At 72.9% G+C, this 22302-nt stretch carries 26 protein-coding genes; 12 read left to right on the top strand and 14 right to left on the bottom strand.

The window, feature by feature from the left end; translation table 11 throughout:
- Positions 1-24 precede the first annotated feature (24 nt).
- Together ABZZ17_RS09070 and ABZZ17_RS09065 are read left to right on the top strand one after the other, a co-directional pair.
- The gene (locus tag ABZZ17_RS09070; protein ID WP_356873640.1) at positions 25-363 is read left to right on the top strand and encodes an STAS domain-containing protein; all 339 of its coding nucleotides are present in this window, start codon (positions 25-27) and stop codon (positions 361-363) included.
- 105 nt (positions 364-468) lie between these two features.
- Positions 469-804 carry a hypothetical protein gene (locus tag ABZZ17_RS09065; RefSeq protein WP_356873638.1) on the top strand — a complete coding sequence of 112 codons (336 nt, stop codon included), beginning with the start codon at positions 469-471 and terminating at the stop codon, positions 802-804.
- 61 nt (positions 805-865) lie between these two features.
- Here ABZZ17_RS09065 and ABZZ17_RS09060 read toward each other — a convergent pair whose 3' ends face one another.
- The 4 genes from ABZZ17_RS09060 to ABZZ17_RS09045 all read right to left on the bottom strand — a co-directional run bounded on the left by ABZZ17_RS09060 (position 866) and on the right by ABZZ17_RS09045 (position 3638).
- Positions 866-1366 (bottom strand): hypothetical protein, encoded by a 501-nt coding sequence (locus ABZZ17_RS09060; protein ID WP_356873636.1) that lies wholly within the window; start codon positions 1364-1366, stop codon positions 866-868.
- A gap of 134 nt (positions 1367-1500) precedes the next feature.
- On the bottom strand, positions 1501-2037 hold the full coding sequence (locus ABZZ17_RS09055; RefSeq protein ID WP_356873634.1) for a hypothetical protein: 537 nt from the start codon (positions 2035-2037) through the stop codon (positions 1501-1503).
- A gap of 146 nt (positions 2038-2183) precedes the next feature.
- Positions 2184-2933, bottom strand: coding sequence for a hypothetical protein (locus ABZZ17_RS09050; RefSeq protein WP_356873632.1), 750 nt, complete (start codon positions 2931-2933; stop codon positions 2184-2186).
- A 132-nt stretch (positions 2934-3065) separates the two neighbouring features.
- Positions 3066-3638: a TetR family transcriptional regulator gene (locus ABZZ17_RS09045; protein WP_356873630.1), complete on the bottom strand. Its 573-nt coding sequence runs from the start codon at positions 3636-3638 to the stop codon at positions 3066-3068.
- Positions 3639-3779: 141 nt separating this feature from the next.
- On the opposite strand from ABZZ17_RS09045, the gene ABZZ17_RS09040 reads away from it, so the two are divergent.
- Together ABZZ17_RS09040 and ABZZ17_RS09035 are read left to right on the top strand one after the other, a co-directional pair.
- Positions 3780-4571, top strand: coding sequence for an SDR family NAD(P)-dependent oxidoreductase (locus ABZZ17_RS09040; RefSeq protein WP_356873628.1), 792 nt, complete (start codon positions 3780-3782; stop codon positions 4569-4571).
- A 120-nt stretch (positions 4572-4691) separates the two neighbouring features.
- Complete coding sequence (locus ABZZ17_RS09035; RefSeq protein ID WP_356873626.1) at positions 4692-7175, top strand: CehA/McbA family metallohydrolase; 2484 nt, start codon at positions 4692-4694, stop codon at positions 7173-7175.
- 53 nt (positions 7176-7228) lie between these two features.
- On the opposite strand, the gene ABZZ17_RS09030 is transcribed toward ABZZ17_RS09035, so the two are convergent.
- Positions 7229-7834 carry a TetR family transcriptional regulator gene (locus tag ABZZ17_RS09030; RefSeq protein ID WP_356873624.1) on the bottom strand — a complete coding sequence of 202 codons (606 nt, stop codon included), beginning with the start codon at positions 7832-7834 and terminating at the stop codon, positions 7229-7231.
- 116 nt (positions 7835-7950) lie between these two features.
- Between ABZZ17_RS09030 and ABZZ17_RS09025 the strand changes: the two genes are divergently transcribed.
- On the top strand, positions 7951-8838 hold the full coding sequence (locus ABZZ17_RS09025; RefSeq protein WP_356873622.1) for a class I SAM-dependent methyltransferase: 888 nt from the start codon (positions 7951-7953) through the stop codon (positions 8836-8838).
- Here the strand turns inward: ABZZ17_RS09025 and ABZZ17_RS09020 are convergent.
- From ABZZ17_RS09020 to ABZZ17_RS09005, 4 genes are all read right to left on the bottom strand, one after another.
- A complete protein-coding gene (locus ABZZ17_RS09020; protein WP_356873620.1) occupies positions 8804-9241 on the bottom strand; it encodes a hypothetical protein in 438 nt (145 codons plus the stop codon). The two genes, ABZZ17_RS09025 and ABZZ17_RS09020, sit on opposite strands and share 35 nt — an antisense overlap.
- 49 nt (positions 9242-9290) lie before the next feature.
- On the bottom strand, positions 9291-10010 hold the full coding sequence (locus tag ABZZ17_RS09015; RefSeq protein ID WP_356873618.1) for a hypothetical protein: 720 nt from the start codon (positions 10008-10010) through the stop codon (positions 9291-9293).
- Between the two features lie 226 nt (positions 10011-10236).
- Positions 10237-11409, bottom strand: a complete 1173-nt coding sequence (locus tag ABZZ17_RS09010) for a homoserine O-acetyltransferase (protein ID WP_356873904.1) — start codon at positions 11407-11409, stop codon at positions 10237-10239.
- Positions 11406-12767: a bifunctional o-acetylhomoserine/o-acetylserine sulfhydrylase gene (locus ABZZ17_RS09005; RefSeq protein ID WP_356873616.1), complete on the bottom strand. Its 1362-nt coding sequence runs from the start codon at positions 12765-12767 to the stop codon at positions 11406-11408. Before ABZZ17_RS09005 ends, ABZZ17_RS09010 begins: the two co-directional genes overlap by 4 nt.
- Before the next feature lie 502 nt (positions 12768-13269).
- On the opposite strand from ABZZ17_RS09005, the gene ABZZ17_RS09000 reads away from it, so the two are divergent.
- Positions 13270-13596: a hypothetical protein gene (locus ABZZ17_RS09000; RefSeq protein ID WP_356873614.1), complete on the top strand. Its 327-nt coding sequence runs from the start codon at positions 13270-13272 to the stop codon at positions 13594-13596.
- 35 nt (positions 13597-13631) lie between these two features.
- Here the strand turns inward: ABZZ17_RS09000 and ABZZ17_RS08995 are convergent, their stop codons facing one another.
- On the bottom strand, positions 13632-13934 hold the full coding sequence (locus ABZZ17_RS08995; protein ID WP_356873612.1) for a hypothetical protein: 303 nt from the start codon (positions 13932-13934) through the stop codon (positions 13632-13634).
- 136 nt (positions 13935-14070) lie between these two features.
- Here ABZZ17_RS08995 and puuE point away from each other — a divergent pair, with 136 nt between their 5' ends.
- Positions 14071-14979 (top strand): allantoinase PuuE, encoded by a 909-nt coding sequence (gene puuE, locus ABZZ17_RS08990; RefSeq protein ID WP_356873610.1) that lies wholly within the window; start codon positions 14071-14073, stop codon positions 14977-14979.
- A 12-nt stretch (positions 14980-14991) separates the two neighbouring features.
- Here puuE and ABZZ17_RS08985 read toward each other — a convergent pair whose 3' ends face one another.
- The gene (locus ABZZ17_RS08985; RefSeq protein WP_356873608.1) at positions 14992-15969 is read right to left on the bottom strand and encodes a WYL domain-containing protein; all 978 of its coding nucleotides are present in this window, start codon (positions 15967-15969) and stop codon (positions 14992-14994) included.
- A 136-nt stretch (positions 15970-16105) separates the two neighbouring features.
- On the opposite strand from ABZZ17_RS08985, the gene ABZZ17_RS08980 reads away from it, so the two are divergent.
- A complete protein-coding gene (locus ABZZ17_RS08980; protein ID WP_356873902.1) occupies positions 16106-16501 on the top strand; it encodes a RidA family protein in 396 nt (131 codons plus the stop codon).
- 89 nt (positions 16502-16590) lie between these two features.
- Here the strand turns inward: ABZZ17_RS08980 and ABZZ17_RS08975 are convergent, their stop codons facing one another.
- A complete protein-coding gene (locus ABZZ17_RS08975) occupies positions 16591-16998 on the bottom strand; it encodes a DUF4345 domain-containing protein (protein WP_356873606.1) in 408 nt (135 codons plus the stop codon).
- Between the two features lie 84 nt (positions 16999-17082).
- On the opposite strand from ABZZ17_RS08975, the gene ABZZ17_RS08970 reads away from it, so the two are divergent.
- The 3 genes from ABZZ17_RS08970 (at position 17083) to ABZZ17_RS08960 (ending at position 19395) form a co-directional block, all read left to right on the top strand.
- A complete protein-coding gene (locus ABZZ17_RS08970; protein ID WP_356873604.1) occupies positions 17083-17694 on the top strand; it encodes a helix-turn-helix domain-containing protein in 612 nt (203 codons plus the stop codon).
- Positions 17695-17854: 160 nt separating this feature from the next.
- A complete protein-coding gene (locus ABZZ17_RS08965) occupies positions 17855-18499 on the top strand; it encodes a TetR/AcrR family transcriptional regulator (protein WP_356873602.1) in 645 nt (214 codons plus the stop codon).
- Entirely contained in the window at positions 18496-19395 is a 900-nt protein-coding gene (locus tag ABZZ17_RS08960) for an alpha/beta hydrolase (RefSeq protein ID WP_356873600.1), read from the top strand. The genes ABZZ17_RS08965 and ABZZ17_RS08960 overlap by 4 nt, the downstream gene beginning before the upstream one ends.
- On the opposite strand, the gene ABZZ17_RS08955 is transcribed toward ABZZ17_RS08960, so the two are convergent.
- The gene (locus ABZZ17_RS08955) at positions 19376-20059 is read right to left on the bottom strand and encodes an alpha/beta fold hydrolase (RefSeq protein ID WP_356873598.1); all 684 of its coding nucleotides are present in this window, start codon (positions 20057-20059) and stop codon (positions 19376-19378) included. The two genes, ABZZ17_RS08960 and ABZZ17_RS08955, sit on opposite strands and share 20 nt — an antisense overlap.
- Before the next feature lie 172 nt (positions 20060-20231).
- Positions 20232-21383, bottom strand: a complete 1152-nt coding sequence (locus ABZZ17_RS08950; RefSeq protein WP_356873596.1) for an agmatine deiminase family protein — start codon at positions 21381-21383, stop codon at positions 20232-20234.
- 158 nt (positions 21384-21541) lie between these two features.
- On the opposite strand from ABZZ17_RS08950, the gene ABZZ17_RS08945 reads away from it, so the two are divergent.
- Entirely contained in the window at positions 21542-22177 is a 636-nt protein-coding gene (locus tag ABZZ17_RS08945; protein ID WP_356873594.1) for a TetR/AcrR family transcriptional regulator, read from the top strand.
- Positions 22178-22302: the final 125 nt, after the last annotated feature.

The raw sequence follows: 22302 nt of genomic DNA, 5'->3' as shown, positions 1-22302 counted from the left end.
CGGCCGTCTCATAGAGTGGGCGGCATGGGTGATCAGGAAGACGGTGTCCCGCACGTCCGGGTGGAAGGCGACGAGCACCGCGTCGTCGTGCGCGTAGGCGGCGAGATGGACCTGGACCGGGCACCCATACTGCGCGGCGCCCTGCACGCGGTGATCACCCAGCCCGACGCTCCCGGCGAGATCGTGCTCGACCTCGCGGAGCTCACCTTCTGCGACTCCACCGGCCTCAACGCGTTCCTCCAGGCCCGGCTCACCGCACTGGAACACGGCCTGCGCATCAGCCTGCACGCGCCGCCGGGACAGTTCCTGCGCCTGCTGGCGATGACGGGCACCGCCGCGCTGTTCCCGATCACGTACGGCTGACCCCGGACAGCCGCGGCGGGCGGGGCGGCCCGTCGCCCCGCCCGAACCTCTGCGAATCCTCAAGTCCCTTGCCGCGTGCGGAATCCGGCCGCAACGATGGTCGGCATGACTGGGTTTCTGGGACTGAACACGAAGCACAACTTCGTACTCCTCATCCGCGACTCGGACACGGTCGCGGCGGCCCTGCGCCACGCCCTGGCCGAGGCCTCGCCCGCCGAGCGCCCCGGTCTGGAACGGGCCGCCGCGCTCGTCGAATCCACCGCCGCCGCCACCGAAACCCAGCTGCGCGCCCGCTGGGTCCGCTCCCGGCTGGCCGATGTCGGTTTCACGGGTGACATCGACTCGGCCACCGCGGTGAGGGCGCTGCGCCAGGCGGAACCGAAGCTGAGTCTGCTGGCGGCAGCGGAGCTGCAGAAGGACGCCGTGGCACACCCCGAGTGACGTGCCGTGAACCGCCCTGGGCCGGCCGGGCGCGGCTCGGTGGGGCTGCGGGGCTCAGGTGTCAGGCTCCGGGTCGGATCGGGCCGATGACGGTGCCGGCCGCCACCGCGAAGGTGCCTTCGGCGACGGAGGTGCCCGGGATCCGGCCGCCGGCGGCGTTGAGCGTGAACGCCGCTTCGTCCGCCGGGGTGGAGCGGCCCTGGTCGGGGACCTGGATGTCGAAGTGGACGGGGCTCCCCGGCCCGAAGGTCACCGTGGTGCTCTGGTCGCCGTAACGCCCGGCCGTGATGCCGAGCGGTGCGCCGTGCCGCGCGAACACCACGTCGGCCGGGGAACCGACGAGGCTGCACGCCGCGTACCCCTTCGGCGCGGTCAGCGTGACGCGGAAGTGGAGGTGCCCGGAGCCGGCCCGGTCCCGCGTGATCTTCGCGAGGTGGTTGGCCGGCCGGCAGGCCGACGGGGCGGAGTCGTCGCCCGCCAGGGCTGCCTGCGCGGTACCCGCGCTCACAAGGACCGCCGAGATGACGGCGACGACGGTGGCGGACGTGCGGCTGGTGCGCATGCTGGGCTCTCCCTGGCTTGCCGACTGGTTCCGCGGACGTTCCCCACGGACCCACGGGTCGGTGGGATCCTTGCCCGCCACGGCTGCGCGGCAATGTCCCGAAATGCCAACAAAGCGGACCCTGGTGAGTGTCGTCAGTCCCGGTCCGTGCCGGAGAGGGCGTTGGTGATCAGGCGTGTGGCGTAGTCGCGGTCGCCCGTGATCCGGTTGATGTGCTCCGCGAGGAGGAGGGCGGTGGCTTCCAGGGGGTTCATCTCTTCCTCGGTCCACCTCCCGTACTGCCTGCGCCACAGGCTGGGGCTCAGGCCGGTGCCCGCCGCGATGACCATGGCGGCCATGGTGGGGATGGACTCGGGCCGGATGCTCCGGGACATCGTCCGCATCGTGGCCACGAAGTGGGGCACCACGTACTCGATGACGTCCTTGTCGTGCTCCTCGTGCGCCTTCCGCAGCCAGGTCATGAACATGTAGATGAGCGTGCACGCCCCGTCGAGCAGGTCCTGGGCTTCCCGGGGCTCCATCGACGCGATGAACTGGTCCGTCAGCTGCCGCTGCTCGGGGCCGGTCCCGGTCTTGCCGTCGTAGATCGCTTTGAGCCGCGAGTCGATCACCAGGAGCGCCGCACCGACGTCGCCGGCCGGGGCGTGCTGAGGGTCGAAGGACGATGGCACTGGGGCCTCCCTGTTGTCGGCGGCTTTGCGGCACCGCGTGTCAGTACCGTAGGCCGCCGATGAGCCGGCCGGGGGCGAATCCCGAGGGAAGGCGCACCCGCGACGTCGACGCGGGCCTCCATGGCGGGGGCGCCGTACGGCATCCGCTAGGGAGTGGGCGATGCCTGGGTGAGGGACATCCAGCGCCGGACGGTCTCCTGGTGGGAACCGGTCTCCGTGTCTGCGGCCACTTCCTCCGCGTCCGCGGTGGAGCACGGCGCCCCGGAGCGGGTCAGCAGGACCAGCGGCCACTCGGGGCCGGCGCCGGGCCCCGCGCCGTCGAATGCGGCCCAGTCCCAGGGTCCGTCGAAGCGCCAGGCCCGGCCCCCGGCGTCGGCGACTTCGTCTCCCGGCCGCAGGAACGCGTACGGCCGCATCAGCAGTTCGAAGGAGAACGGGGTCCCGTCTCCCGGGTGAAGGGTGTACCCCGAGCCGTTGAGATGGCTGTAGTCGGGGAACTCCCGGTACGACCGACCACGGCGCAGCACGGCCACGGTCAGTTCGGGGCGTGGCAGCCAGCCGGTTTCGAGCGGAGGGTCGTGACGGTCGACTTCGGTCACGTGGACGACGGTCGGCGGGATGCCGACCCGGCAGGTGTCTCCCGCTTTCAGGTGCTCGGGGGATGGTTCGGTGCGGAACAGCTCCATCTGGTCCTCCTGCGGGGCGTGCTCGTCCCGGTCCACGCCCAACGCGACGATTCCGTTCCAGTGGATGAAGTCGCTGGCGGTGTCGATGCGCCACCACGGCCAGACCACGGACACGTGGTTCCACGTCACGCCGCGTTCGACCGTGGTCGGCGTGAAGGGGCAGGCGACCGACAGCACGTCACCGACCCGGAAGTCCCCCTCGTACGTCATCGTGCCAGGTTAGAGCGGGCAGAGCGGACGATCCACGGCGGCCCCGCCCGCTCCCCGCCGGTCCCTCCCCGCCGCAGGTGCTCCGCTGCCGCGCCTGACCGCGCGCACCGGGCCGGCGGTCGTGGACCGGTCCTACGAGGGCTCCCCCGGGGTGAGCTTCGTGAGGATCAGCAGGGTGTCGACGAGGTCCTCGGCGGGGGCGCCGGTGGCCAGCCGGCGCAGTTGCTGGCCGAAGACCAGGGCGACGGCCGCACCGGCCAGGCGCTCGGGGTCCGGCACGCCGAGCTGGGTCAGGATCCGGGCGGCGAGCAGGTCGTAGGCGGCGAAGCACTCGGCCGCGGCGGCGCGGAGCCGTTCGTCACGGCCGGCCTGCACGTACAGCTCGAAGGGCGCGATGTGGCGGCTGTCGAAGGCGTTGCCCCCCGCGACCTGCGCCACCACCTCCGCCGCCTGTCCGATGTCGAAGCGCTCGTCGGAGCAGGTGTCGGCGAGCGAGGTGAAGTGGCGGGTCTCCTCGGCGACGAAGTGCAGCAGGCTCTCGCGCAGCAACTCGTGCTGGGTGGCGAAGTGATAGGTGACGGAACCGAGGGAGACCCCGGCCTCTTTGGCGATCCGCCGGTTGGTCACGGCCGCGATGCCGTCCTGCCCGATGATCCGCAGTACGGCGTCGATGATGCTCTGGCGGGTGTCGGAAGCCTGGGACATGTCGGCATTCTGCCGCATCGGGCGCAGTGACGGCCCTTGCGGGGCAGGCCGGTTGGGGACGTCCGCGGTGTGGACAGCCGACGGAGGGATCCCTACTGTTCGTTCGAACGAACAGTAGAGGGCCGTCGTACGGGAGTCGTTGTGGACATGTCCGGATCGAACGTTCTGCTCACCGGAGCCACCGGAGGAATCGGGTCCGCGCTCGCCGCGCGCCTGGCCGCCGACGGGGCCCGGCTCACGGTCACCGGCCGCCGGGAAGAAGCCCTCAAGGCCACCGCGGACGCCTGGGGCGCCCGTACCGTGGTCGCCGATCTCGCCGACCGGTCCGACGTGGTCCGACTCGCCGAGAGCTGCGCCGAGACGGACGTCCTCGTCGCGAACGCGGCCCTGCCCGCCAGCGGCGACCTGCTGGAGTACACCGAGGAGCAGCTCGACCGGGCCCTCGACGTCAACCTGCGCGCGCCCGTCCTGCTGTCCCGGCTGCTCGCGGAGCGCATGGTGGAGCGCGGCCGCGGCCACATCGTGCTGGTCGGCTCCATCTCCGGCAAGGCGGCGACCAAGTCGACGTCCCTGTACAACGCGACGAAGTTCGGGCTGCGCGGATTCGCCCTCGCCCTGCGTCAGGAGCTCAGGGGCACGGGGGTGGGCGTGTCCCTCGTCCAGCCCGGCTTCGTCCGGGACGCCGGGATGTTCGCGGCCACCGGCGCCACCACGCCGAACGGCATCAGGACCGTCACGCCCGGCCAGGTCGCCGACGGCGTCGTGCGTGCCGTGCGCCGGGACCGGTGCGAGGTGAACGTGGCTCCGCTGGAACTGCGGTTGCTGAGTGCCGTCGCCGGGCAGTTCCCCGGTTTCGCCGAACGGGTCCAGGCCCGGACGGACGTCGACGGCTCCGTCCGCCGCATCGTCGACGCCCAGCGCTCACGCCGGTAGGCCGGTTCGGCGTCCCCTGCCCTCCCCCACGGGACCCCGCCCCGTCGCCCCGTCCGCGCACCCCGCACGTCTTCGCACCTGCACGTCTCCCTGCCACCCACGTGAACGGAGAGCACGGCCGTGCCGAGTGAACACCTCCCGAACGATGTGCCCGCCCCCTCCCCCACCCCCGGCCCGCGCCCCGCCCCGGGCGTCGAGCGGAGGTCCCTGCTGCGGTGGGGGGCCCTACTGGCCGCGGGCGGAGCTGCCGCGCTGGTTCCCGCACCGGTCGCGTCCGCCGTGACGCGGGGCGAGGGGAGCGACACCGTGACCACCACCTACCGGGGCCGTTCCCCGTACGGCATCGACCAGTGGGCGTACGTCGCCTTCGAGGTCCCGGCCGGGGTGCAGCGGATCTCCGTCGCCGCCTCGCACGACGCCTCCGCCGGAATCCTGGACCTCGGCTCCTTCGGCCCGTCCGGCTTCCGCGGCTGGTCGGGCGGCGCACGGCCGGGCTACACCCTCTCCGCCGCGGACGCGACCCCCGGCTACGTGCCCGGGCCGATCGAGCCGGGCGGCTGGTCCGTCATCCTGGGGCCGATGGTCGGCGCCGCCGACGGCATGGCCTGGCAGGTCGACGTCACCCTGCACCACGGGGAACCGTTACCCGGCACCCCGTACGACACCCTGCCGGTCTCGGTGGCGGGGCGGGGGCCCGGCTGGTACCGGGGTGACCTGCACCTGCACAGCGTGCACTCCGACGGCCGGCGCACGGTGGACGAGATCGTGGCGGACGCCCGGCGGGAAGGGCTCCACTTCGTCGCGACGTCCGACCACAACACCAGTTCCACCGGCGTCACGTGGCGCGGAAACGTTCCGGCCGACCTGCTGGTCATCAACGCCGAAGAGGTGACCACCCGTCACGGCCACTGGCTGGCCGTCGGTCTGCCGCAGGGCGAGTGGGTGGACTGGCGCTACGGACCGGCGGACCAGGGGGTGTTCGAGGGGCACGTGCGGCGCGTGCACAGTCTGGGCGGACTCACGATCGCCGCCCATCCGCTGACCCCGGCAGCGGGCTCCTTCTGGGAGTTCGGCCTCGACCGGGTGGACGCGCTGGAGGTGTGGAACGGGCCGTGGACCCTGGACGACGCGGCCAACATAGCCGCCTGGCACGTCATGCTCTGCCTCGGCAAGCGCGTCGCGGCCGTGGGCAACAGCGACGCGCACAGCCCCGATGACGCCGTCGGCCGCCCGCACAACGTGGTGCACGCGGCCGGCCTCTCCACACCGGCCGTGCTGGACGCCCTGCGCAGGGGCCGGTCGTACGCCGTCGAATCCTCGGCCGTGACGGTGGACTTCACCGCCAGCGGGGGCGGTGCGGTCGCGGGTCCCGGTGAGGAACTCCCCCTGTCGTTCTTCGACACCGTCGACGTGACCTTGAACGTGTCGGGCGCCCCGGACAGCGTCGCGACGCTGTACACCGAATGGGGCATCATGGCTGCCACCTGCATCGACGGCAGCGGCCGGGGGCAACTGCGGTGGCGGGGCTGGGGCAAGGCCTCCCTGTTCGCCAGGGCCGAGGTGAGGCGGCTCAAGCCCGCCTCCACCACGCTGGACCAACTGGTCGCCCTCACCAATCCGGTGTGGTTCTACTCCGCCCAACTGCCTCCGTACGACGTCGAGCGGCGCGCGCTCTTCCACACCGAGCGCCGTCCCGACGGGTCGTGGGCCGGAATGCGTCCGCTGCCGGGCGCGGCCGCCGGCAGTGCCTCGTTCGCGGGGATCCAGAGCGCCGCGGCCGGGATGGCGGACGGCTCCGTCGTGGTGCTGGGCATCGCGCCCGACAACGGGCTCTGGCTGGCGACGGTGCGGGGTCCGGCCGTCCTGCGGCCCTGGCAGCGCGTCGCGGGCCCGGACGGCTCGGCCGGGTTCGGCGTGCGGGAGGCGGACATCGCGGCCTTCCCCGACGGGACCTGTCAGATCGTGGTCACGGCGATGGACGGCACCACCTACCACCAGCAGCGCCGCGCCGACGGCGGGCTGCCCGGGTTCCGGGCGCTGTCCGGCTTCACCTCGAAGAGCCGCTGGGGTGCGACGAAGGTGTCGGTCGCCGCCCTGCCCGACGGGTCCGCGCAGGTGCTGAGTTACGGGACGGACGGTGCGATGTACCACTGCGTTCGCGGGCGGGACGGTACGTGGACGCCCTGGGGGCGCCTGGCCGGATACGCCGGGGCCGCGACGTTCTCGGGCCCGGCCCTGGCGATCACCGGGATGCCCGACGGGTCCGCGCAGGTCCTCGCGATCGGGCTCGACGGGATCGTGTACCACCAGCAGCGGCGCCCCGACGGCAGCTGGAGCGGGTTCCAGCCCCCGCGGGGCGTCACCACCCCCACCATGGGGGCCAGCGCCCTCGGCATCGCGGGGATGCCCGACGGCTCCGCGCAGGTCGTGGCGGTCGGGCTCGACGGCCGGATCTGGCACAACGTCAGGAAGCCGGACGGCTCCTGGACCCCCTTCGCGCAGCCACCCGGCCCGAACGGAAGGGACCCGTTCCCGGCGGGGCAGGTGCGGATCACCGCCCTGCGCGACGGCACCGCGCACGTGACGGCGATCAGCTCCGGCTGACCGTCACGGCGACGGGGCCGGGGGCCGCGGCCACCGGCAGGGAGGGCCGTGGCTCAAGGGGCGGCCGGGCGGGTGCCGCCGAGTACGACGGCGAGCAGCCGCCCGGTGACTTCCTCAAGGTCCTCCCTGTGACCGGGCACGCGCGTCATGAGCAGGTGGTGGGTCGTGCCGACGAGCGCGAGCGCGATGGTGGCGGCGTCGGCGCCCGCGGGCAGCCGGTCCCGGAGTTGCTCCGCCCGCAGGTAGGCGGTGAAGGCGTCCTGGATCTCCTCGAACGCGGGCGCGCCGGTCCGCAGGCCTTCCCGGGTGTGCAGCGCGGCCGCCGGACGTGTCATCGCCAGCCCCACCACCGCCGGGGGCAGAGCCTCCAGCAGGGCGAGGACGACCGCCTGCAGGTTGGCCGCGACCGCGCCCTCCCCCACCTTGGCCCGCAGTTCGCCGGCCTGGCGGGCGCTGCGCGCGAACCGGTCGAGTACGAGCTCGGCGACGAACTCGTCCAGGCCTGCGAAGTGCGTGTGCAGCACGCCCTTGGCGCAGTCCGCCTCCGCCGTGACGGCGCGACTGGTCAGCGCGGCGGCGCCGTCGCGGGCCACCACCCGTTCCGCGGCCGCGAACAGCCTCTCCCGCAGGTCCGGAATCGCCACTCCGCGAGGTGACACAACAGCCCCTTCCCATAAGCCCATTGCAAGTATGGGCGAGCGCCCATACTGTTTGGGCACATGCCCATACTAGGGCCGGGACGCCTCAGCGCGCCCCGGCGGAAGGGAGTTCACCCATGGGTCACTTCGCCAACACCGCACAGGCCGAGGCGTGGAACGGCTACGAGGGCGAGCAGTGGGCCCGCGCCCAGGAGCGCTGGGACGCCGTCAACGACGGCTTCAACCAGCCCCTCCTGGAGGCCGCGGCCATCTCCGGGCACGACCGCGTGCTGGACGTCGGCTGCGGGGCCGGCCGCACCACCCGGCTCGCCGCACGCCTCACCGGCCGGGGGGCCGCGCTGGGCCTGGACCTGTCCGGGCCCATGCTGGAGCGGGCCCGCGACAGTGCCGCGCGGGAAGGCGTCGAGAACGTTTCGTTCGTCCAGGGCGACGCACAGCTGCACGCCTTCGAGGCCGAGGGCTTCGACGCGGTCATCAGCCGCTACGGCATGACCTTCTTCGCCGACCCCGTCGCCGCGTTCACCAACCTCCACCGCGCGCTGCGGCCCGGCGGCCGCCTGGCCTTCGTCTGCGCCGCCGAAGCCGAGGCCAACGAGTGGCTCGCGGCGCTCGCCTCACTCGAAGGCATCCTGCCCCTCGGCGGCTTCGGCCGGCCCGACGGCCCCGGCATGTTCTCCCTCACCGACCCCGACCGCATCCGCGGCCTTCTCACCGCGGGCGGGTTCACCGGAGTCGGTGTGCGGCGCGTGGAGGTGCCGGGGAGGTGGGGTACGGACGCGGCGGACGCCGCGGCGTTCCTGCTGGACTCGGGCCCGGGACGTCACCTCCTCGGCCAGGTCACCCCGCTCCGGCAGGCGCAGGCGCGCCTGGCGCTGACGGCAGCCCTGCGCCCGCACGAGACGGGCGGGGCGGTGTGGCTGCGCAGCAGTTCCTGGCTGGTCACCGCCGTCGGCGCCGGGCGGCGCCCGTTCACCCGCGGGGGCCCAGCCGTTCGGTCTGCTTGAAGGCCTTGGTCAGGTCGGTGGTGCAGTGCAGCGTGACGGTCAGTTCGTGGGGGGTGACGGGATCCCAGTTGGTGGCGGTGCCCTGACGGCTCCCGGTCGCGTAGACCCCGGTGGACGTGTTCTCCCAGTTCGCCTCCGGGATCGTGACGCCGACCCCGCCCGGCTCGGTCACCTGTACGCCGCGCGGGACGATCCGCCCGGGCGAGTGGTCGACGTTCTCCAGGTAGGACCCCCTGGGACACTGCATGTCCGGAACCGTGATCGAGTCCGACGGTTTGACCACCTCTTTAAAACTCTGCTGCATGGGCGCGGCCGTGGCCGCGGCCGCGCCGCCCAGGGCGAGGCCCGGGACGAGACACAGGGCGGCGCACGCCAGGCGTGCCCTGCCGTTGGTACGGCGCATGGCCTGCTCCTCTTGCTCGGGGGTTCTCACGGTCGGGTCTCCCGCCGGGTCACTTGCAGGTGAACGTCACCTGTCCGCTCCGGGCGCTCATCTTCTGGTCCGGCAGGTGCAGGGTGACGAAGGTGCTGATCGTCGGGGCGTTCGCCTGCGGGGACACCTCCACCACGTGCAGCAGGCGCTCGGTCTTCGTGCCGGCGGGGAAGTCGACGGAGCCCGGCGAGACCGGGTCGGAACTGGAGGCGAAGGTCCAGTAGAAGCGGACCTTTCCCGGTCCGGTGGCCGTGATCTTGCCGTCGAACTCGGCCGTGGTCGGCTTGGAGCAGTCGATGGCGGTCCCGGCCGGAGTCAGGATGACCACCTCCACCTTGGAGACCTTCACGTCCTGCTTGCCGCCCGGCTTCTGCGCGGGCGGCGTGGCGCACGTGACCCGTTTGCCCTGGTAGCTGACCTTGTACGTGCCGTGCGGCAGTCCCTGCCGGTCCAGTTCGCCCTTGCCGTTCGCCTTGGCCTGGAACGAGGTCTTCGGCCCCTCCACCCGCACGGACTGGTTCGCGGGGAACCCGCCGAGGTGGAGCTTGTAGACGGCGGCCCCGGCCGGATTGCCGCTCCCGCCCGGCACCAACTGGCAGGAGGGTGCGGCGGGCGCGGCGGCGGGCGGCTCCGCCGGACGGGCCTGGGCCGCGACGGCGGGTGTCAGGGCGACGGAGGAAGCGAGGAGCGGAGCGGTGAGGAGCAGGAGAAACCGATGCCGGTTCGTCTGCCGGTTCATCGTGCGGCCCTTCATGAGGAGAGCCCCCGAGGCAGGGTCCCAGGATATCGGCCGGTGCGGCCACCGGGCAGCCCGAGCCGGCGGTGCCGCAGGTCAGGGCCTGATGAGGCGGACGCGCCGCGCCGGCGCCGGGGCGAGGGGGTGCTCGTACCAGTGCCCGGTGCGACCGCCGGCCGCAACCCGGATTCCGGACGGCCGGGCGGTCAGGGCGTCGCCCCCGGTCAGGTCACCTGGCGAGGAGCTCCCGTACCAGGGCGGCGACCTGCCGGGTCTCGATGAGGAATCCGTCGTGGCCGAACGGTGAGGTGATCACCCGGACGTTCCCCTTCGCCGAGGGGACGCCCGCGGCCAACTCCTCTTGCTGCGACAGCGGGTAGAGGCGGTCTGAGTCCACCCCCGCCACGAGTGTCCTCGCTTCGACGCGGCCGAGGGCAGCGCGCGTGCCTCCCCGGCTCCGGCCGATGTCGTGGGCGTTCATGGCCTCGCACAGCACGACGTAACTGGCCGCGTCGAAGCGCGCGGCGAGCTTGGCGGCCTGGTGGTCGAGGTAGGACTCCACCTGGTAGCGCCCGCCGAGCCACGGATCCTCCCCGTCCTGCGGGCGGTGGCCGAAGCGGGCTTCGAGTTCTCCGGCACTTCGGTAGGTGGTGTGGGCGATGCGGCGGGCGATGCCGAGACCGGCGTGCGGTCCCCGTCCCGGGCCGGCGTCGTGGTAGTCGCCGCCCCGCCAGTGGGGGTCGGCGCGGATCGCGTGGACCTGCGCCGACGCCCAGGCGATCTGGTCCGCGCTCGCCGCCGCGGGGCAGGCGAGCAGCAGCAGCGCCGCCACCCGCCGCGGCAGCGACACGGCCCATTCCAGGGCGCGCATCCCGCCCATCGACCCGCCGATCACGAGCGCCCACCGGTCGATCCCCAGTGCGTCGGCGAGCCCGGCTTCGGCGAGGACCTGGTCGCGCTGCGTCAGCCGCGGGAAGGAACCGGCCCAGCGGCGCCCGTCGGAGCGCGGCGAAGCCGGCCCGGTGCTGCCCTGGCAGCCCCCGAGGACGTTCGGCGCCACCACGAACCAGCGGTCCGTGTCCAGGGCGAGGCCCGGCCCGACCAGCGCGTCCCACCAGCCGGCGGTGGGGTGCCCGGGTCCGGCCGGACCGGCGACGTGGCTGTCGCCGGTGAGTGCGTGCAGTACGAGTACCGCGTTCGAGGCGTCGGGCGCGAGCCGCCCCCACGTCTCGAACGCCAGGGTCACGCCCGGGAGCAGGCCGCCCGACTCCAACGGCAGACCGCCCGTCCGGTGGTACCAGCGGCGGCGCCCCGGCGGGTCCCCTTCCCGCCACGCTCCGGTGGCGGGGAGGAGGCCCGTCGGGTGGCCCGCCCCCGGAGCGTTCGGCGCGTCGGGGTTCAGGACGCGCCCTTCGCGGCGCGGAAGCCTGCCTCCAGGTCCGCCTTGAGGTCGGCGAGGTTCTCTATGCCGACCGAGAGGCGCACCAGCCCCGGGGAGGTTCCGGTGGCGGCGAGCTGCGTCTCGTCGAGCTGGCTGTGGGTGGTGGACGCCGGGTGGATGATCAGGCTGCGCACGTCACCGATGTTGGCGAGGTGACTGAACAGCTCGACCGCGTCCACGAAGCGCCTGCCCGCCTCCGCGCCGCCCGCCAGTTCGAAGGAGAGGACGGCTCCCGCGCCGCGCGGCAGGTAGCGGCGTCCGGTCTCGTACCAGCGGTTGGAGGGCAGGCCGGGGTAGTGGACGGCGGTGACCTCGTCGCGTCCCTCCAGCCATTGCGCCAGTGCCTGGGCGTTGGAGGTGTGGCGCTCCAGGCGCAGGCTCAGCGTCTCCACACCCTGGAGGAGCAGGAAGGCGGAGTGCGGCGCGATGGCCGGACCGAGGTCGCGCAGCAGCTGCACCCGCAGCTTGACGGCGTACGCGCCGGGGCCGAGGGCGGGCCAGTACCGCAGGCCGTGGTAGCTGGGGTCCGGGTCGCTGAAGTCGGGGAAACGGTCGGGGTGCGCGCCGAAGTCGAAGGTTCCCGCGTCGACGACGACGCCGCCGATGGTCGTGCCGTGGCCGCCGAGGAACTTCGTCGCCGAGTGGACGACGACGTCGGCGCCGTGCTCGATCGGGCGCAGCAGGAACGGGGTGGGCACGGTGTTGTCGACGATCAGCGGCAGACCGGCCGCGTGGGCCACGTCGGCGACGGCGCGGACGTCGAGCACGTTGCCGCGCGGATTGCCGAGGGTCTCCGCGAACAGGGCCTTCGTCCCGGGGCGGATGGCGGCGCGCCACGCGTCGAGGTCGTCCGGGTCGTCGACGAAGGAGACCTCGATGCCGAACTTCGGCAGGGTGTGGCGGAAGAGGTTGTACGTGCCGCCGTAGAGGGAGGCGCTGGAGACGATGTGGTCGCCGGAACTGGCCACGTTCAGGATCGCCAGCGTTTCCGCCGCCTGTCCGGAGGCGAGGGCGACGGCGGCGACTCCGCCTTCGAGGGCGGCGATCCGCTGTTCGAAGACGTCCTGGGTGGGGTTGTGGATGCGGGTGTAGATGTTGCCGGGTTCGGCGAGGGAGAAGAGGTCGGCCGCGTGCTGCGTGTCGCGGAAGACGAAGGAGGTGGTCTGGTAGATCGGGACGGCCCGCGCACCGGTGGCCGGGTCCGGGGTGGCACCGGCGTGCAGCTGCTTCGTCTCGAACGACCAGGCGGAGGTATTGGGTCCGGTCGCCTCGTCCTGGGGGGTGTGACCTGCGGTGACGGCGTCGATCGGCTGGCTCATGGTTCTCCTCGGTACGCGTACGGAGCCCGGCGGGGCGGGGTGGGGCCGCGCGGCGGCGCGCGGGAAGGCGGGCGTACGGAGCTCAGCTCCTGCGGAGCCCGGACGCTCGGGGGTATGACGGCGCGGGAGGGGTCACCGGGTCACCGGGGTGCGGTGTGCCGGGGGTCCGCGAACGGGCGGACGGAAGAAGGCGGTTCGGCCGCGCGGTGCCGCGGAAGGGGGGCGACCCGGGGTCGCCGCGCCGCGTCAGAGGGCGGCGGGACAGCCCGTGGTCGTGACACGCGCGTAGTCCACGTGGCGGCGGGTCACGAGTGGGGTCATGCGCCCAGAAAACCACAGCCCGGGGGTGCGGGCCAACGACTGCGCACCGACCGGCCCGCCGGTCCGGATTTGTTCATACGGGCGTTACGGGACGGGGGCTCGGCGCGGAGCACCGGTCCGCGAGAGGCGCGCGAAGCCCGATCCGGTCACACTGGCAGGACGACGAGCGCAGGGAGGCCGGATGAGCTGGGCTTCATGGACCACGCGCGGTGTCTTCGCCGGGCGGAACGGGGTGCTCACCGGTGAGGCGGGCGTTGTCCTCACCGGTGAGCTCGACGTGCACACCACCTGGATCGAAGCCGATGGCCTCGCCCACGTCACCGTGCAGTACAGCGGGGCGTCCGAATGGCTCCCGCTCGCGGGAAGCCCCGTCCCGTGCCCCAGCAAGGACGCGAGCCGCGCCCTGCACGACACGGTCATCGAGGCCGTACGAACCGGGGCGCCCCTCCCCCTGGAGGGCGGGACGCCCCTCGCCGGCCCCGCTCCCGCGCTCGACGACACTCCTTAGGATGACCCGGCGGCGGTCCGCCGCCGGAAGGGCCGCTACTGGACGAACAGGCTCATCCCGGGGGCGGGGCGCAGGACCTGCCCCGGCAGTACGGCGGCCGTCACCCGCCCGTCGCAGTGGGGCCCCGACCACACGAAGGCGGTCTCGTCCGTGAAGTTGGCCACCTCGGAGGGCACGAAGTCGCCCAACGGGTAGCAGCCGGACGGGTCGTGGATCGCCGCCCGGTCGATGAACAGCACCCCGTGGGCCGCCTGCGCCGTGCCCGGCGCGGCCAGCGCCAGCGTCAGCGCCGCCGCGCACGTTCCCAGTACCCGCGCCATCCGGCGTGTCTCGCGCATCCCCGGTCCACCTGCCTTTTCCGTATTGCCCCAAACCGATGTCACCGACAGTAGGCCACCGCTACTCAAAGTGACACGGCGTGCGGTGGTGAAAGGGGGCGCCCGTCGGCGGCCGTGCGGCGGTAGGGTGCCGCCCGTGTCCGAGCATCAGCGGGATCTCGTCGGGTACGGCGCCGAGCCGCCGCACGCCGCCTGGCCGGGCGGGGCCCGGGTCGCCGTCAGCCTCGTCCTCAACTACGAGGAGGGCGGCGAGCAGAACGTCCTCGAAGGGGACCCGTCCTCCGAGGGGTTCCTGCACGAGCTCATCGGTGCGCCGCCCGTCGTGGGAGGGCGCGACCTGAACGTGGAGTCCATGTTCGCCTACGGCTCACGGGCCGGCTTCTGGCGTGTCCACCGTACGGTCGCGGCGCACGGCGCGCCGCTCACCGTATACGCGGTGGCGCAGGCGCTGGAGCGCAACCCGTACGCGGCGCGGGCCATGGCCGCGGCGGGCTGGGAGGTGGCGAGCCACGGCCGGCGCTGGATCGACTACCGCCAGGTGCCCGAGGACGCCGAGCGCGCCGACGTGGCGCGTTCGATCGCGACGATCGAGCGGCTCGTCGGTCGCCGTCCGGTGGGCTGGTACACCGGCCGTACGAGCCCCCACACGCGACGCCTCGTCGCCGAGGAGGGCGGCTTCCTCTACGACAGCGACGACTACTCCGACGACCTCCCGTTCTACGTGGAAGCCGCCGGCCGGCCGCACCTCGTGCTGCCGTACAGCCTCGACGCGAACGACTTCAAGTTCCTGATCGTCCACGGCTTCACGACGGCCGACGACATGCTCTCCTACCTCGTCGACACCTTCGACGCGCTCCACTCCGAAGGGGCCGACCGCCCGCGCATGATGAGCGTCGGCCTGCACGGCAGGATCATCGGCAGGCCCGGGCGCATCCGCGCCCTCGACGGCTTCCTGAAGCACGTCGCGCAGCGCGGCGGAGCGTGGGTCACCACCCGCGAACGGATCGCCCGGCACTGGCTCGCCACCCACCCACCGCTGCGCTGAGCCCCCGCACCCTCAGGACGGGTCTCCGTAACGGGCGGCGATCAGGGCGGCGCGATCGCGCAGGGAGGTGCGCAGCGACTGCGGGGCCAGGGCTTCCGCGTCCGTGCTGAGCTGCCACAGCGCCCATTCGGCGTGCCGGGAATCCTGGAAGGTCACCTCCAGGCGCAGCCAGCCGTCCGCGTCCGGTTCCTCCGCGCGGACGGCCAGCGCGGTGTCCAGCAGTTCCTCCCGCCGCGCCGGGTTCATCCGTAGCAGCACGGTGATGTGGTCTCCGCCGGAGAGGAACCGCGCGGAGCGTTCCCGCCAGATCCGGTCCAGATCGACCCGGTTCGGCCGCTGTGCCGTTTCGGGGAGTTCCTCGGCGGCCAACACCCGCGACAGCCGGTAGGTGCGGTCCGCACCGGACCTCGTGGCCAGCAGGTAGCCCCGGTCCCGTACGGTGACCAGGCCGATCGGGTCCACGGTGCGCCACTGCGGCGTCTGGCCCGTGGCCGCGTAGTGGATGCGCAGCTTGTGTCCGGCGAGGACCGCGCGCCTGACCTCGATCATCGTGGGGCCGGGCACCTCCTCGACGGCGGCCTGGCGGCGCGAGAGCAGGTCGCTCTCCGGGTCGACGAGAAAGCGCCGTGCCGCGTCGCCCGCGGTGGCCCGGTGGCTTTCGGGGAGCGCGTCGACGACCTTCCGCATGGCCGAAGCGAGCGCCGAGCCGAGGCCGAACACCTGCTCGCTGCGCCCCGGTCCGGCGGCCAGCAGGGCGAGCGCCTCTTCGTGGTTCAGGCCGGTGAGCTCGGTCTGGAAACCGGGCAGCAGCTCGAAACCGCCGTGCCGGCCGCGTTCGGCGTAGACGGGGACGCCGGCCGCGGACAGCGCCTCGATGTCGCGCAGGACGGTGCGGGTGGACACCTCCAGCTCACGGGCCAGTACGTCCGCCGTCAGCCGGCCCCGCTGGCGCAGCAGCAGGACCAGTGAGACCAGCCGGTCGGCGCGCATACGAGAACTTTAACGGAATACATGACAGGAGGTGTCGTGATGAGTTGGGAGGCTCGTTGACACGGCGTCAGAGCCGTCGGCCACCGAGCCGACGGACGTACGCGCTTCCGATGGATCGAATGGAGATGACGTGACAGTGGAACGAACCGCGGTCAACCCGGTGACGTGGTCGGTGGCCCTGGGGTTCAACCAGGGTGAGGTCGTCTCGGGGCACACACGGACCCTGTACGTCTCGGGCCAGACCGCGATGAGCGGCGACGGCAAGCCCCGGCACGACGGTGACATGGCGGCGCAGTTGGCTCTGAGCATCGACAACCTGGAGGCCGTGCTCGGCGAGGCCGGCATGTCCCTCGCGAACCTCGTCCGGCTCAACGTCTACACGACCGACGTCGATCTGCTCTTCCCGCACTACGGAGTGCTGGCGGCGCGGTTGGGTGCCGCCGGGGTGGCGCCGGCCTCCACGATGCTCGGGGTGACGCGCCTGGCGGTCCCGGGCCAGATGGTCGAGCTGGAGGGCACCGCCGTCGCGTGACGCGACCCCGGCGCCCCGCCGCCCGTGCCGGCCGAACCGGCACGGGCGGCTGCCCGTGACGACAACGCGCCGCGCTCCGGAAGGACCGGTCAGGCGGGGACCGCGGTCCCGCTCGCCCGGTGCGCCTTCTCGTCGGCGTCGGCGAGCCAGAAGTACAGGGGCGGCAGGACCAGTTCGACGACGGTCAGCGCGACCTGGAAGCCGTCGGGCCATCCGTGCACGGCGAGCGAGAGCAGCCGGCCGACGGCGCCGAGCAGGAACACCGCGGCCAGCCAACGGACCACGCCCGCCGGGACCGGAGACTGGCGGGCGGCCCAGATCCAGGCGAGTCCGTACCCCGCGAACGTGGCGCCCAGGAACCGTCCGAGGCTGTCGACCGTGGCACCGGCGGAGCCCGCACCGGGTATCGCCGCGTTCCCGAGCGCCACGTGGGCGAGCCCGATCGCCACGCATGCGGCGCCCATCGCCAGTACGAGCCACCTGAGAGTCCTGGCCATGCTCCGACCTCCCACCCCTGGTAAGTAGACTTGTGTCTACTAGTAGCGCCCACTGGTAGACGTGTGTCAAGTAACATCGGGCGCGTGCCTCCCCGCCGACGCCTCAGCCCCGACGAACGCCGTGCCCAGCTCCTCGACGTCGGCGCACGGCTCTTCGCCCGGTACCCGTACGGCGAGGTGCTGATGGAAGACGTCGCCGAACAGGCCGGAGTCTCGCGGGCGTTGCTGTACCGCCACTTCCCCGGCAAGCGGCAGCTGTTCGCGGCCGTCTACCGGCAGGCGTCCGACCGGCTGCTCGAACAGGTCCCGCTCGACCGGCCCGGTGACCTGCTCTCGCAGCTCAGCGACGGACTCGACGTACACCTCGACTACTTCATCGCCCACCGCAACACCGTCCTCGCGGCGAACCGGCTCCTCGCGGGCGACCCGGTGGTCCAGACGATCATCGACGGCGAGCTGGACGTCCTGCGGGCCCGGCTGCTGGAGATCCTCCCGCTCGCGGACGACTCCGTCCGGGCAGCCGTGACGACGGTCCTGAGGAGCTGGCTGGTGTTCGTCCGGGTGCTCTGTCTGGACTGGCTCACCGCGGAGACGTGTACGCGGGCGGAGCTGCGCGAAACCTGCGTCGGCGCCCTGCTCGGCGCCCTCCGCCCGTTCCTCCGCGCGGACCCCGCGGACGTCGCGCCCCCGGACTGACCTCGGGTCCGGGGCCGTCGCCCCGGAGGTCCCGGCTACTGGGCGTGCGGCCGCGTTTCCTGTCCGCCTGCCGGAGCCCGCCGAGTAGGTTTGGCCCACCCTTTTTGGAGGCATCTCCAAGTTTGGAAGAGTCTCTAAATTTCCGGGGACGGGAGTCCGCATGAGGACAGGGCGCGTACCGACGACCGGAGACGGGCTGCGCGAGCGGCACAAGGCCCGCAGACGGTCCCGGATCCTCGACGCGACGCGGGAACTCCTGCGGGAGAGCCCGGAATCGGTGATCAGTACCGAGCGGATCGCCGAGCGCGCGGAGGTGTCCCCGGCCACGGTGTACAACCTGATCGGACCGCGCGAGAAGATCTGGGAGGCCCTCGCCGACGGGTTCATGGACGAGCTCGAGGAGCGGCTGGCGGCGCTGGGCGCCGGTGACCCGCGGGAGGTCGTCGGGTCGACCGTCCGGCTCTTCGTCGACGACCCGGTCGTGTCCCGTCGGATGGTGCGCGGCTGGGAGGAGAGCGGCCTCGTACTCGACCACGGCCGTGGCCCTCTCGTTCAGCTCCGCCTGGCGATGGCGGACGCCCGGACACGGGGCCTCCTGCGCGCCGACGTCGACACCGACGCCCTGGCGGCGGTGGTCAGCGCCTCGTGCGTGGGCGCGCTGCATCAGTGGGTGTCCGCCCTGATCGATGACGACCGGTTCCTCGCGCGGGCCCTGTTCGCGCTGGACGTCGCGCTCGCCGCAGGAGCCGCGGATGCCCACCGCGAGCAGTTGCTGGCCCCGCTGCGGACCCGGGGCGCGGGATGACGGCCGACGCGCTGCCACGGCACCGGAGCTTCGCGGGCCACGGCGGGATCCGGCTCGCGGCGGACGAGTGGGGCGCGGCGGCCTCTCCCCCGCTCCTCCTGCTGCACGGCGGCGGCCAGACGCGGCACGCCTGGGGCCGGACGGGCCCGCGGCTGGCCGCGCTGGGGTGGCGGGTGATCGCCCCGGACCTGCGTGGGCACGGCGACAGCGCGTGGTCGGCCGGTGGGGACTACTCCCTCGGCCTGTTCGCCGAAGACGTCCGGGCGATCGTCGCCGCGACCGGCGGCCGGCCGGTGCTCGTCGGTGCCTCGCTCGGGGGCCTCGGTTCGCTGCTCGCCGCCGGAGAGGTACCGAAGGCGGCGGTCCGCGCCCTGGTGCTCGTCGACGTCGCCCATCGACCGGATCCCCGCGGGTTTCGTCGGATCGTCGCGTTCATGCGCGGCCATCCGGACGGATTCGCCGACGAGGGCGAGGCGGCCGCGGCGGTGTCCGCCCACCTGCCGCACCGCCCCAGGCCTGCCGACGTCCAAGGGATACGGGCCAACCTGCGGCGCCGCGGTGACCGTTGGGTGTGGCACTGGGACCCGCGGATGCTGGACAGCTTCGAGGACCGGATGGACCCGCCGGGCATGGCGGAGCGTCTCCTCGGCGCCGCGCGCCACGCCGACGTACCGGTCCTGCTCGTCCGCGGCGGGCTCAGCGACGTGGTGCGGGAGGACGTCGCCGAACAGTTCTGCGACCGGGTTCCCCGGGCTCGGCGCGTCGATGTGGCCGGTGCGGGGCACATGGTGGCCGGTGATCGCAACGAGCACTTCCTGGATGCGATCGTCCCGTTCCTGGAAGCCGAGCGGGACCGCGGGTGCCCGCGGGCGGCGCCTATCGAACGTGCGCCTTGACCGCTTCGTAGACCGCACGGTCGGTGCGCAGCCCGCTGTGGTCGAGGCAGGCGGTCTTGCTGTTGAGGGCACCGGTGAGGGCCACGCTGCTCGCAGGGGTGATGAGGAGGTCGCAGGGCGAGCCCCAGGTGGCGTAGCGGGGGGAGCCGGGGGTTTCGTCACCGGAGTTGAGGGCGTTCAGGAAGGCGGATCCCGGTCGCATCTCCGCGCACGCGGCGCCGCCGCACCAGCGGGCGGTCTCGGTGCCGTGGTTGGGTCCCGCCAGGGAGACCCAGGCGTCCACCTTGGCGGAGCCGCCGAGGTTCTTGAGGTAGTGGCGGGACGAGAGGGCGCCCATCGAGTGCGTGATCACATCGACCTTGGTGGCGCCGGTGGCGTCCAGGACGCGCTGGATCTCGTCGGCGAGGCGTGCGGCGGTGGTGGCGTTGGACTGGGTGGTGTCGTAGGTCCACTGGTCGAGGCGGCCGGCCGGCCAGCCGTCGGCTCGGAAGCGTCCCGCCATGGTCTCCCAGGTGGAGCCGTCGGAGTTCCAGCCGTGCACGAAGACGACGGGGTCGGGGCCGGCGGCCTGGTGCCGGCCGCCGGCCGCGGAAGCGGGAGTGGGAAGGAGGGACATGAGGGCGAGCACGAGCGCGGGCACGCTCCGCAGCAGGTTCCTGATCACGCGAGGTTTGTAGCGCGCCCGGTGCGACCGACCGCGGCGGTCGGCCGCATCCTCACCCGCCCGGAGGCAGGGTTTCACCGCAGAAACGTAACGGCTCCCCGGCCGGCGGGCTCCTCGGCCCAGGGGGCCGGCACGTCGGCGGCCGTTCGGATGCCACCCGGCCGCCGGAGGTCTACGGCACCGGCTGCTGCTGGGTGACGCAGTGGATGCCGCCGCCGCCGGCGCCGAGGCGGTCGATGTTGAGCCGTTCCACGGCGCGGCCGGGGAACAGGCGGGCGAGCGTGGCCCGTGCCGCGCTGTCGGCCTGGGTGTCGCCGAACTGGCCGCTGATGACCGCGCCGTTGCACACGTAGTAGTTGGCGTAGGAGGCGAGGAAGTCCGGGTTGGTGGACCGGATCCGGTCGTAGTCGGGGCCCTGGAGCTTCTCGACGCTCATGCGGGCCCCGCCCGCGGTCGTCGCTGCGGACAGGATCTGGAACTGCTGGCGCGCGTCCTTGGCGTAGACGTCGTTGTCCGAGGCCAGGGGCATCTGGACGAGGGCCTTCCCGGGGGCGAGGAAGCGGGAGGTCGCGTCGACGTGGTCGTCGGTGATGTCCTGGCCGACCACGCCGTCGAACCAGATCACCTTGGAGGCGCCGTAGGCGGCGCACAGCGCGGCCTCGATCTGGGCCTGCGACCGGTTGGGGTTGCGGTTGCGGTTGATCAGGCTGCTGCGGGTGGCCATCAGGGTGCCCGCGCCGTCCTGCTCGACGGCGCCGCCCTCGCCCACCAGGCCGGCGGTGGTGAAGGGGACGCCGAGGTACGAGGCGATCCGGCCGGCGACCAGGGCGTCCTTGGCGTGGGCCTGCTTCCTGCCCCAGCCGTTGAAGTTCAGACCGACCGCGTCGAGGCCGCCGGCTCCGTCGGTGCGGAAGACCGGTCCTGAGTCGCGCATCCAGCAGTCGTCGACGGGGATGGTCGTGACGACCGTGACGGTGGACCCGCACATGGAGCGGGCCTTGGCGGCGCTGCCCGGGTTGGCGCACAGGTAGACCGGCTCGTACTTGGCGATCGTGCGGGCGATGAGCGCGATGTCCGACTGGACGCCGCTGAGCGTGCCGCCCCAGATGGACGTGCTGTCCGGCCATGCCATCCAGGTGCGGGTGTGGCGGACGTCCTCGATCGGTACGCGGAAGGTGCCCGCCGCCGGGGCGGGGCGGGCCGCCGCCCGGGCCCGTCCCTCGGTCGCGGCGAGCGCGGCGGCCGCGGCGGTGAGTCCCGCCGCTGCCAGGAATCCGCGTCTGGCCATGCCCTGACCGGTCGGACTGGTTGCGTGATCGTTCATGAGGGGTCTCCTTGGGAGCGTCAACTCCCCCCGCTGACAGCGGGGTTGACCGGAAAGCTAAAACTGACCGAGCGCTCGGTCAAGAGTTTGGACGGGGTCGTTCCGCAGGATCGGGGAAACGCGCAGGTCGCGTCGAGCGGGCTCGTTAGAGTGACGCCATGGCCGCTTCCACGAAGGACTCCCCGGACTCTCCCGCTCCCCCCGCCCCGTCGGTTCGGCCCCGGACCTCGGCGAAGGGCGAACAGACCCGGGCACGACTTATCGCCGCCGCACGGACCCTGCTGGCGGGCGGCATGAGCGAACGGTTCACCACCCGCAACGTGGCGGCCCTCTGCGGCGTTTCACACGGAATGTGCCACTACCACTTCCAGGACCGGACCGACCTCGTCCTGGCGGTCATCGCCGACATCCGCCCCGAGTGGATCCACCCCCTGGAAGAGGCGGTCGCCGCCCCCGGGTCGTTCGAGGAGCGGGCCGACCGCGTGGTCGAACTGCTGGACCGGCCCGAGGGCGCGGAACTCTCCCGCCTCCACTCGGCGTTGCACTGGCACGCCCTGAACGACCCCCGGGTCCGGGAGAGCCTGGAGACGGAGTACCGGCGCTGGCGCGGCTGCTTCGTCGCCCTGTTCCGGGTCCTGGCCGGGGAACGGACCGGGGACGTCGACGCGGACCTGCTGGGCGGGGCCGTCGCCGCCGCCGTGGACGGCCTGGCCGCCGCGGAGTCGCTGGGCTCCGAGGCCGACTCCGGGGCGGTGCTGCGCACGCTGATCCGTACGCTCGCCGCCGGAGCCTGACCCGGGCCACCCCGCTCCAGTGCCCTGGCACTAGGGCCTGTCGTCAAACTCCCGTCTGCCCCGCGACGCCTGGCACGCGCTCTCGCCGCACCGGGCGAAAGCCAAGTACGTCCAGTACGCGGGCT

Origin of the sequence: Streptomyces sp. NPDC006512, from assembly GCF_040611935.1 — a bacterium.
Classification (GTDB): Bacteria; Actinomycetota; Actinomycetes; order Streptomycetales; family Streptomycetaceae; genus Streptomyces.
The sequence above is the reverse complement of the archived record's forward strand: the minus strand, read 5'-3'. Positions and strand labels throughout refer to the sequence as shown.

Excerpts from the sequence above, each read along its gene's own strand:
- ABZZ17_RS09070 (WP_356873640.1), top strand. The coding sequence starts at position 25 with ATGGGTGATCAGGAAGACGGTGTCCCGCACGTCCGGGTGGAAGGCGAC.
- ABZZ17_RS09065 (WP_356873638.1), top strand. The coding sequence starts at position 469 with ATGACTGGGTTTCTGGGACTGAACACGAAGCACAACTTCGTACTCCTC.
- ABZZ17_RS09060 (WP_356873636.1), bottom strand. The coding sequence starts at position 1,366 with ATGCGCACCAGCCGCACGTCCGCCACCGTCGTCGCCGTCATCTCGGCG.
- ABZZ17_RS09050 (WP_356873632.1), bottom strand. The coding sequence starts at position 2,933 with ATGACGTACGAGGGGGACTTCCGGGTCGGTGACGTGCTGTCGGTCGCC.
- ABZZ17_RS09045 (WP_356873630.1), bottom strand. The coding sequence starts at position 3,638 with ATGTCCCAGGCTTCCGACACCCGCCAGAGCATCATCGACGCCGTACTG.
- ABZZ17_RS09025 (WP_356873622.1), top strand. The coding sequence starts at position 7,951 with ATGGGTCACTTCGCCAACACCGCACAGGCCGAGGCGTGGAACGGCTAC.
- ABZZ17_RS09020 (WP_356873620.1), bottom strand. The coding sequence starts at position 9,241 with ATGCGCCGTACCAACGGCAGGGCACGCCTGGCGTGCGCCGCCCTGTGT.
- ABZZ17_RS09015 (WP_356873618.1), bottom strand. The coding sequence starts at position 10,010 with ATGAACCGGCAGACGAACCGGCATCGGTTTCTCCTGCTCCTCACCGCT.
- ABZZ17_RS09005 (WP_356873616.1), bottom strand. The coding sequence starts at position 12,767 with ATGAGCCAGCCGATCGACGCCGTCACCGCAGGTCACACCCCCCAGGAC.
- ABZZ17_RS09000 (WP_356873614.1), top strand. The coding sequence starts at position 13,270 with ATGAGCTGGGCTTCATGGACCACGCGCGGTGTCTTCGCCGGGCGGAAC.
- ABZZ17_RS08995 (WP_356873612.1), bottom strand. The coding sequence starts at position 13,934 with ATGCGCGAGACACGCCGGATGGCGCGGGTACTGGGAACGTGCGCGGCG.
- ABZZ17_RS08985 (WP_356873608.1), bottom strand. The coding sequence starts at position 15,969 with ATGCGCGCCGACCGGCTGGTCTCACTGGTCCTGCTGCTGCGCCAGCGG.
- ABZZ17_RS08975 (WP_356873606.1), bottom strand. The coding sequence starts at position 16,998 with ATGGCCAGGACTCTCAGGTGGCTCGTACTGGCGATGGGCGCCGCATGC.
- ABZZ17_RS08965 (WP_356873602.1), top strand. The coding sequence starts at position 17,855 with ATGAGGACAGGGCGCGTACCGACGACCGGAGACGGGCTGCGCGAGCGG.
- ABZZ17_RS08960 (WP_356873600.1), top strand. The coding sequence starts at position 18,496 with ATGACGGCCGACGCGCTGCCACGGCACCGGAGCTTCGCGGGCCACGGC.
- ABZZ17_RS08950 (WP_356873596.1), bottom strand. The coding sequence starts at position 21,383 with ATGAACGATCACGCAACCAGTCCGACCGGTCAGGGCATGGCCAGACGC.
- ABZZ17_RS08945 (WP_356873594.1), top strand. The coding sequence starts at position 21,542 with ATGGCCGCTTCCACGAAGGACTCCCCGGACTCTCCCGCTCCCCCCGCC.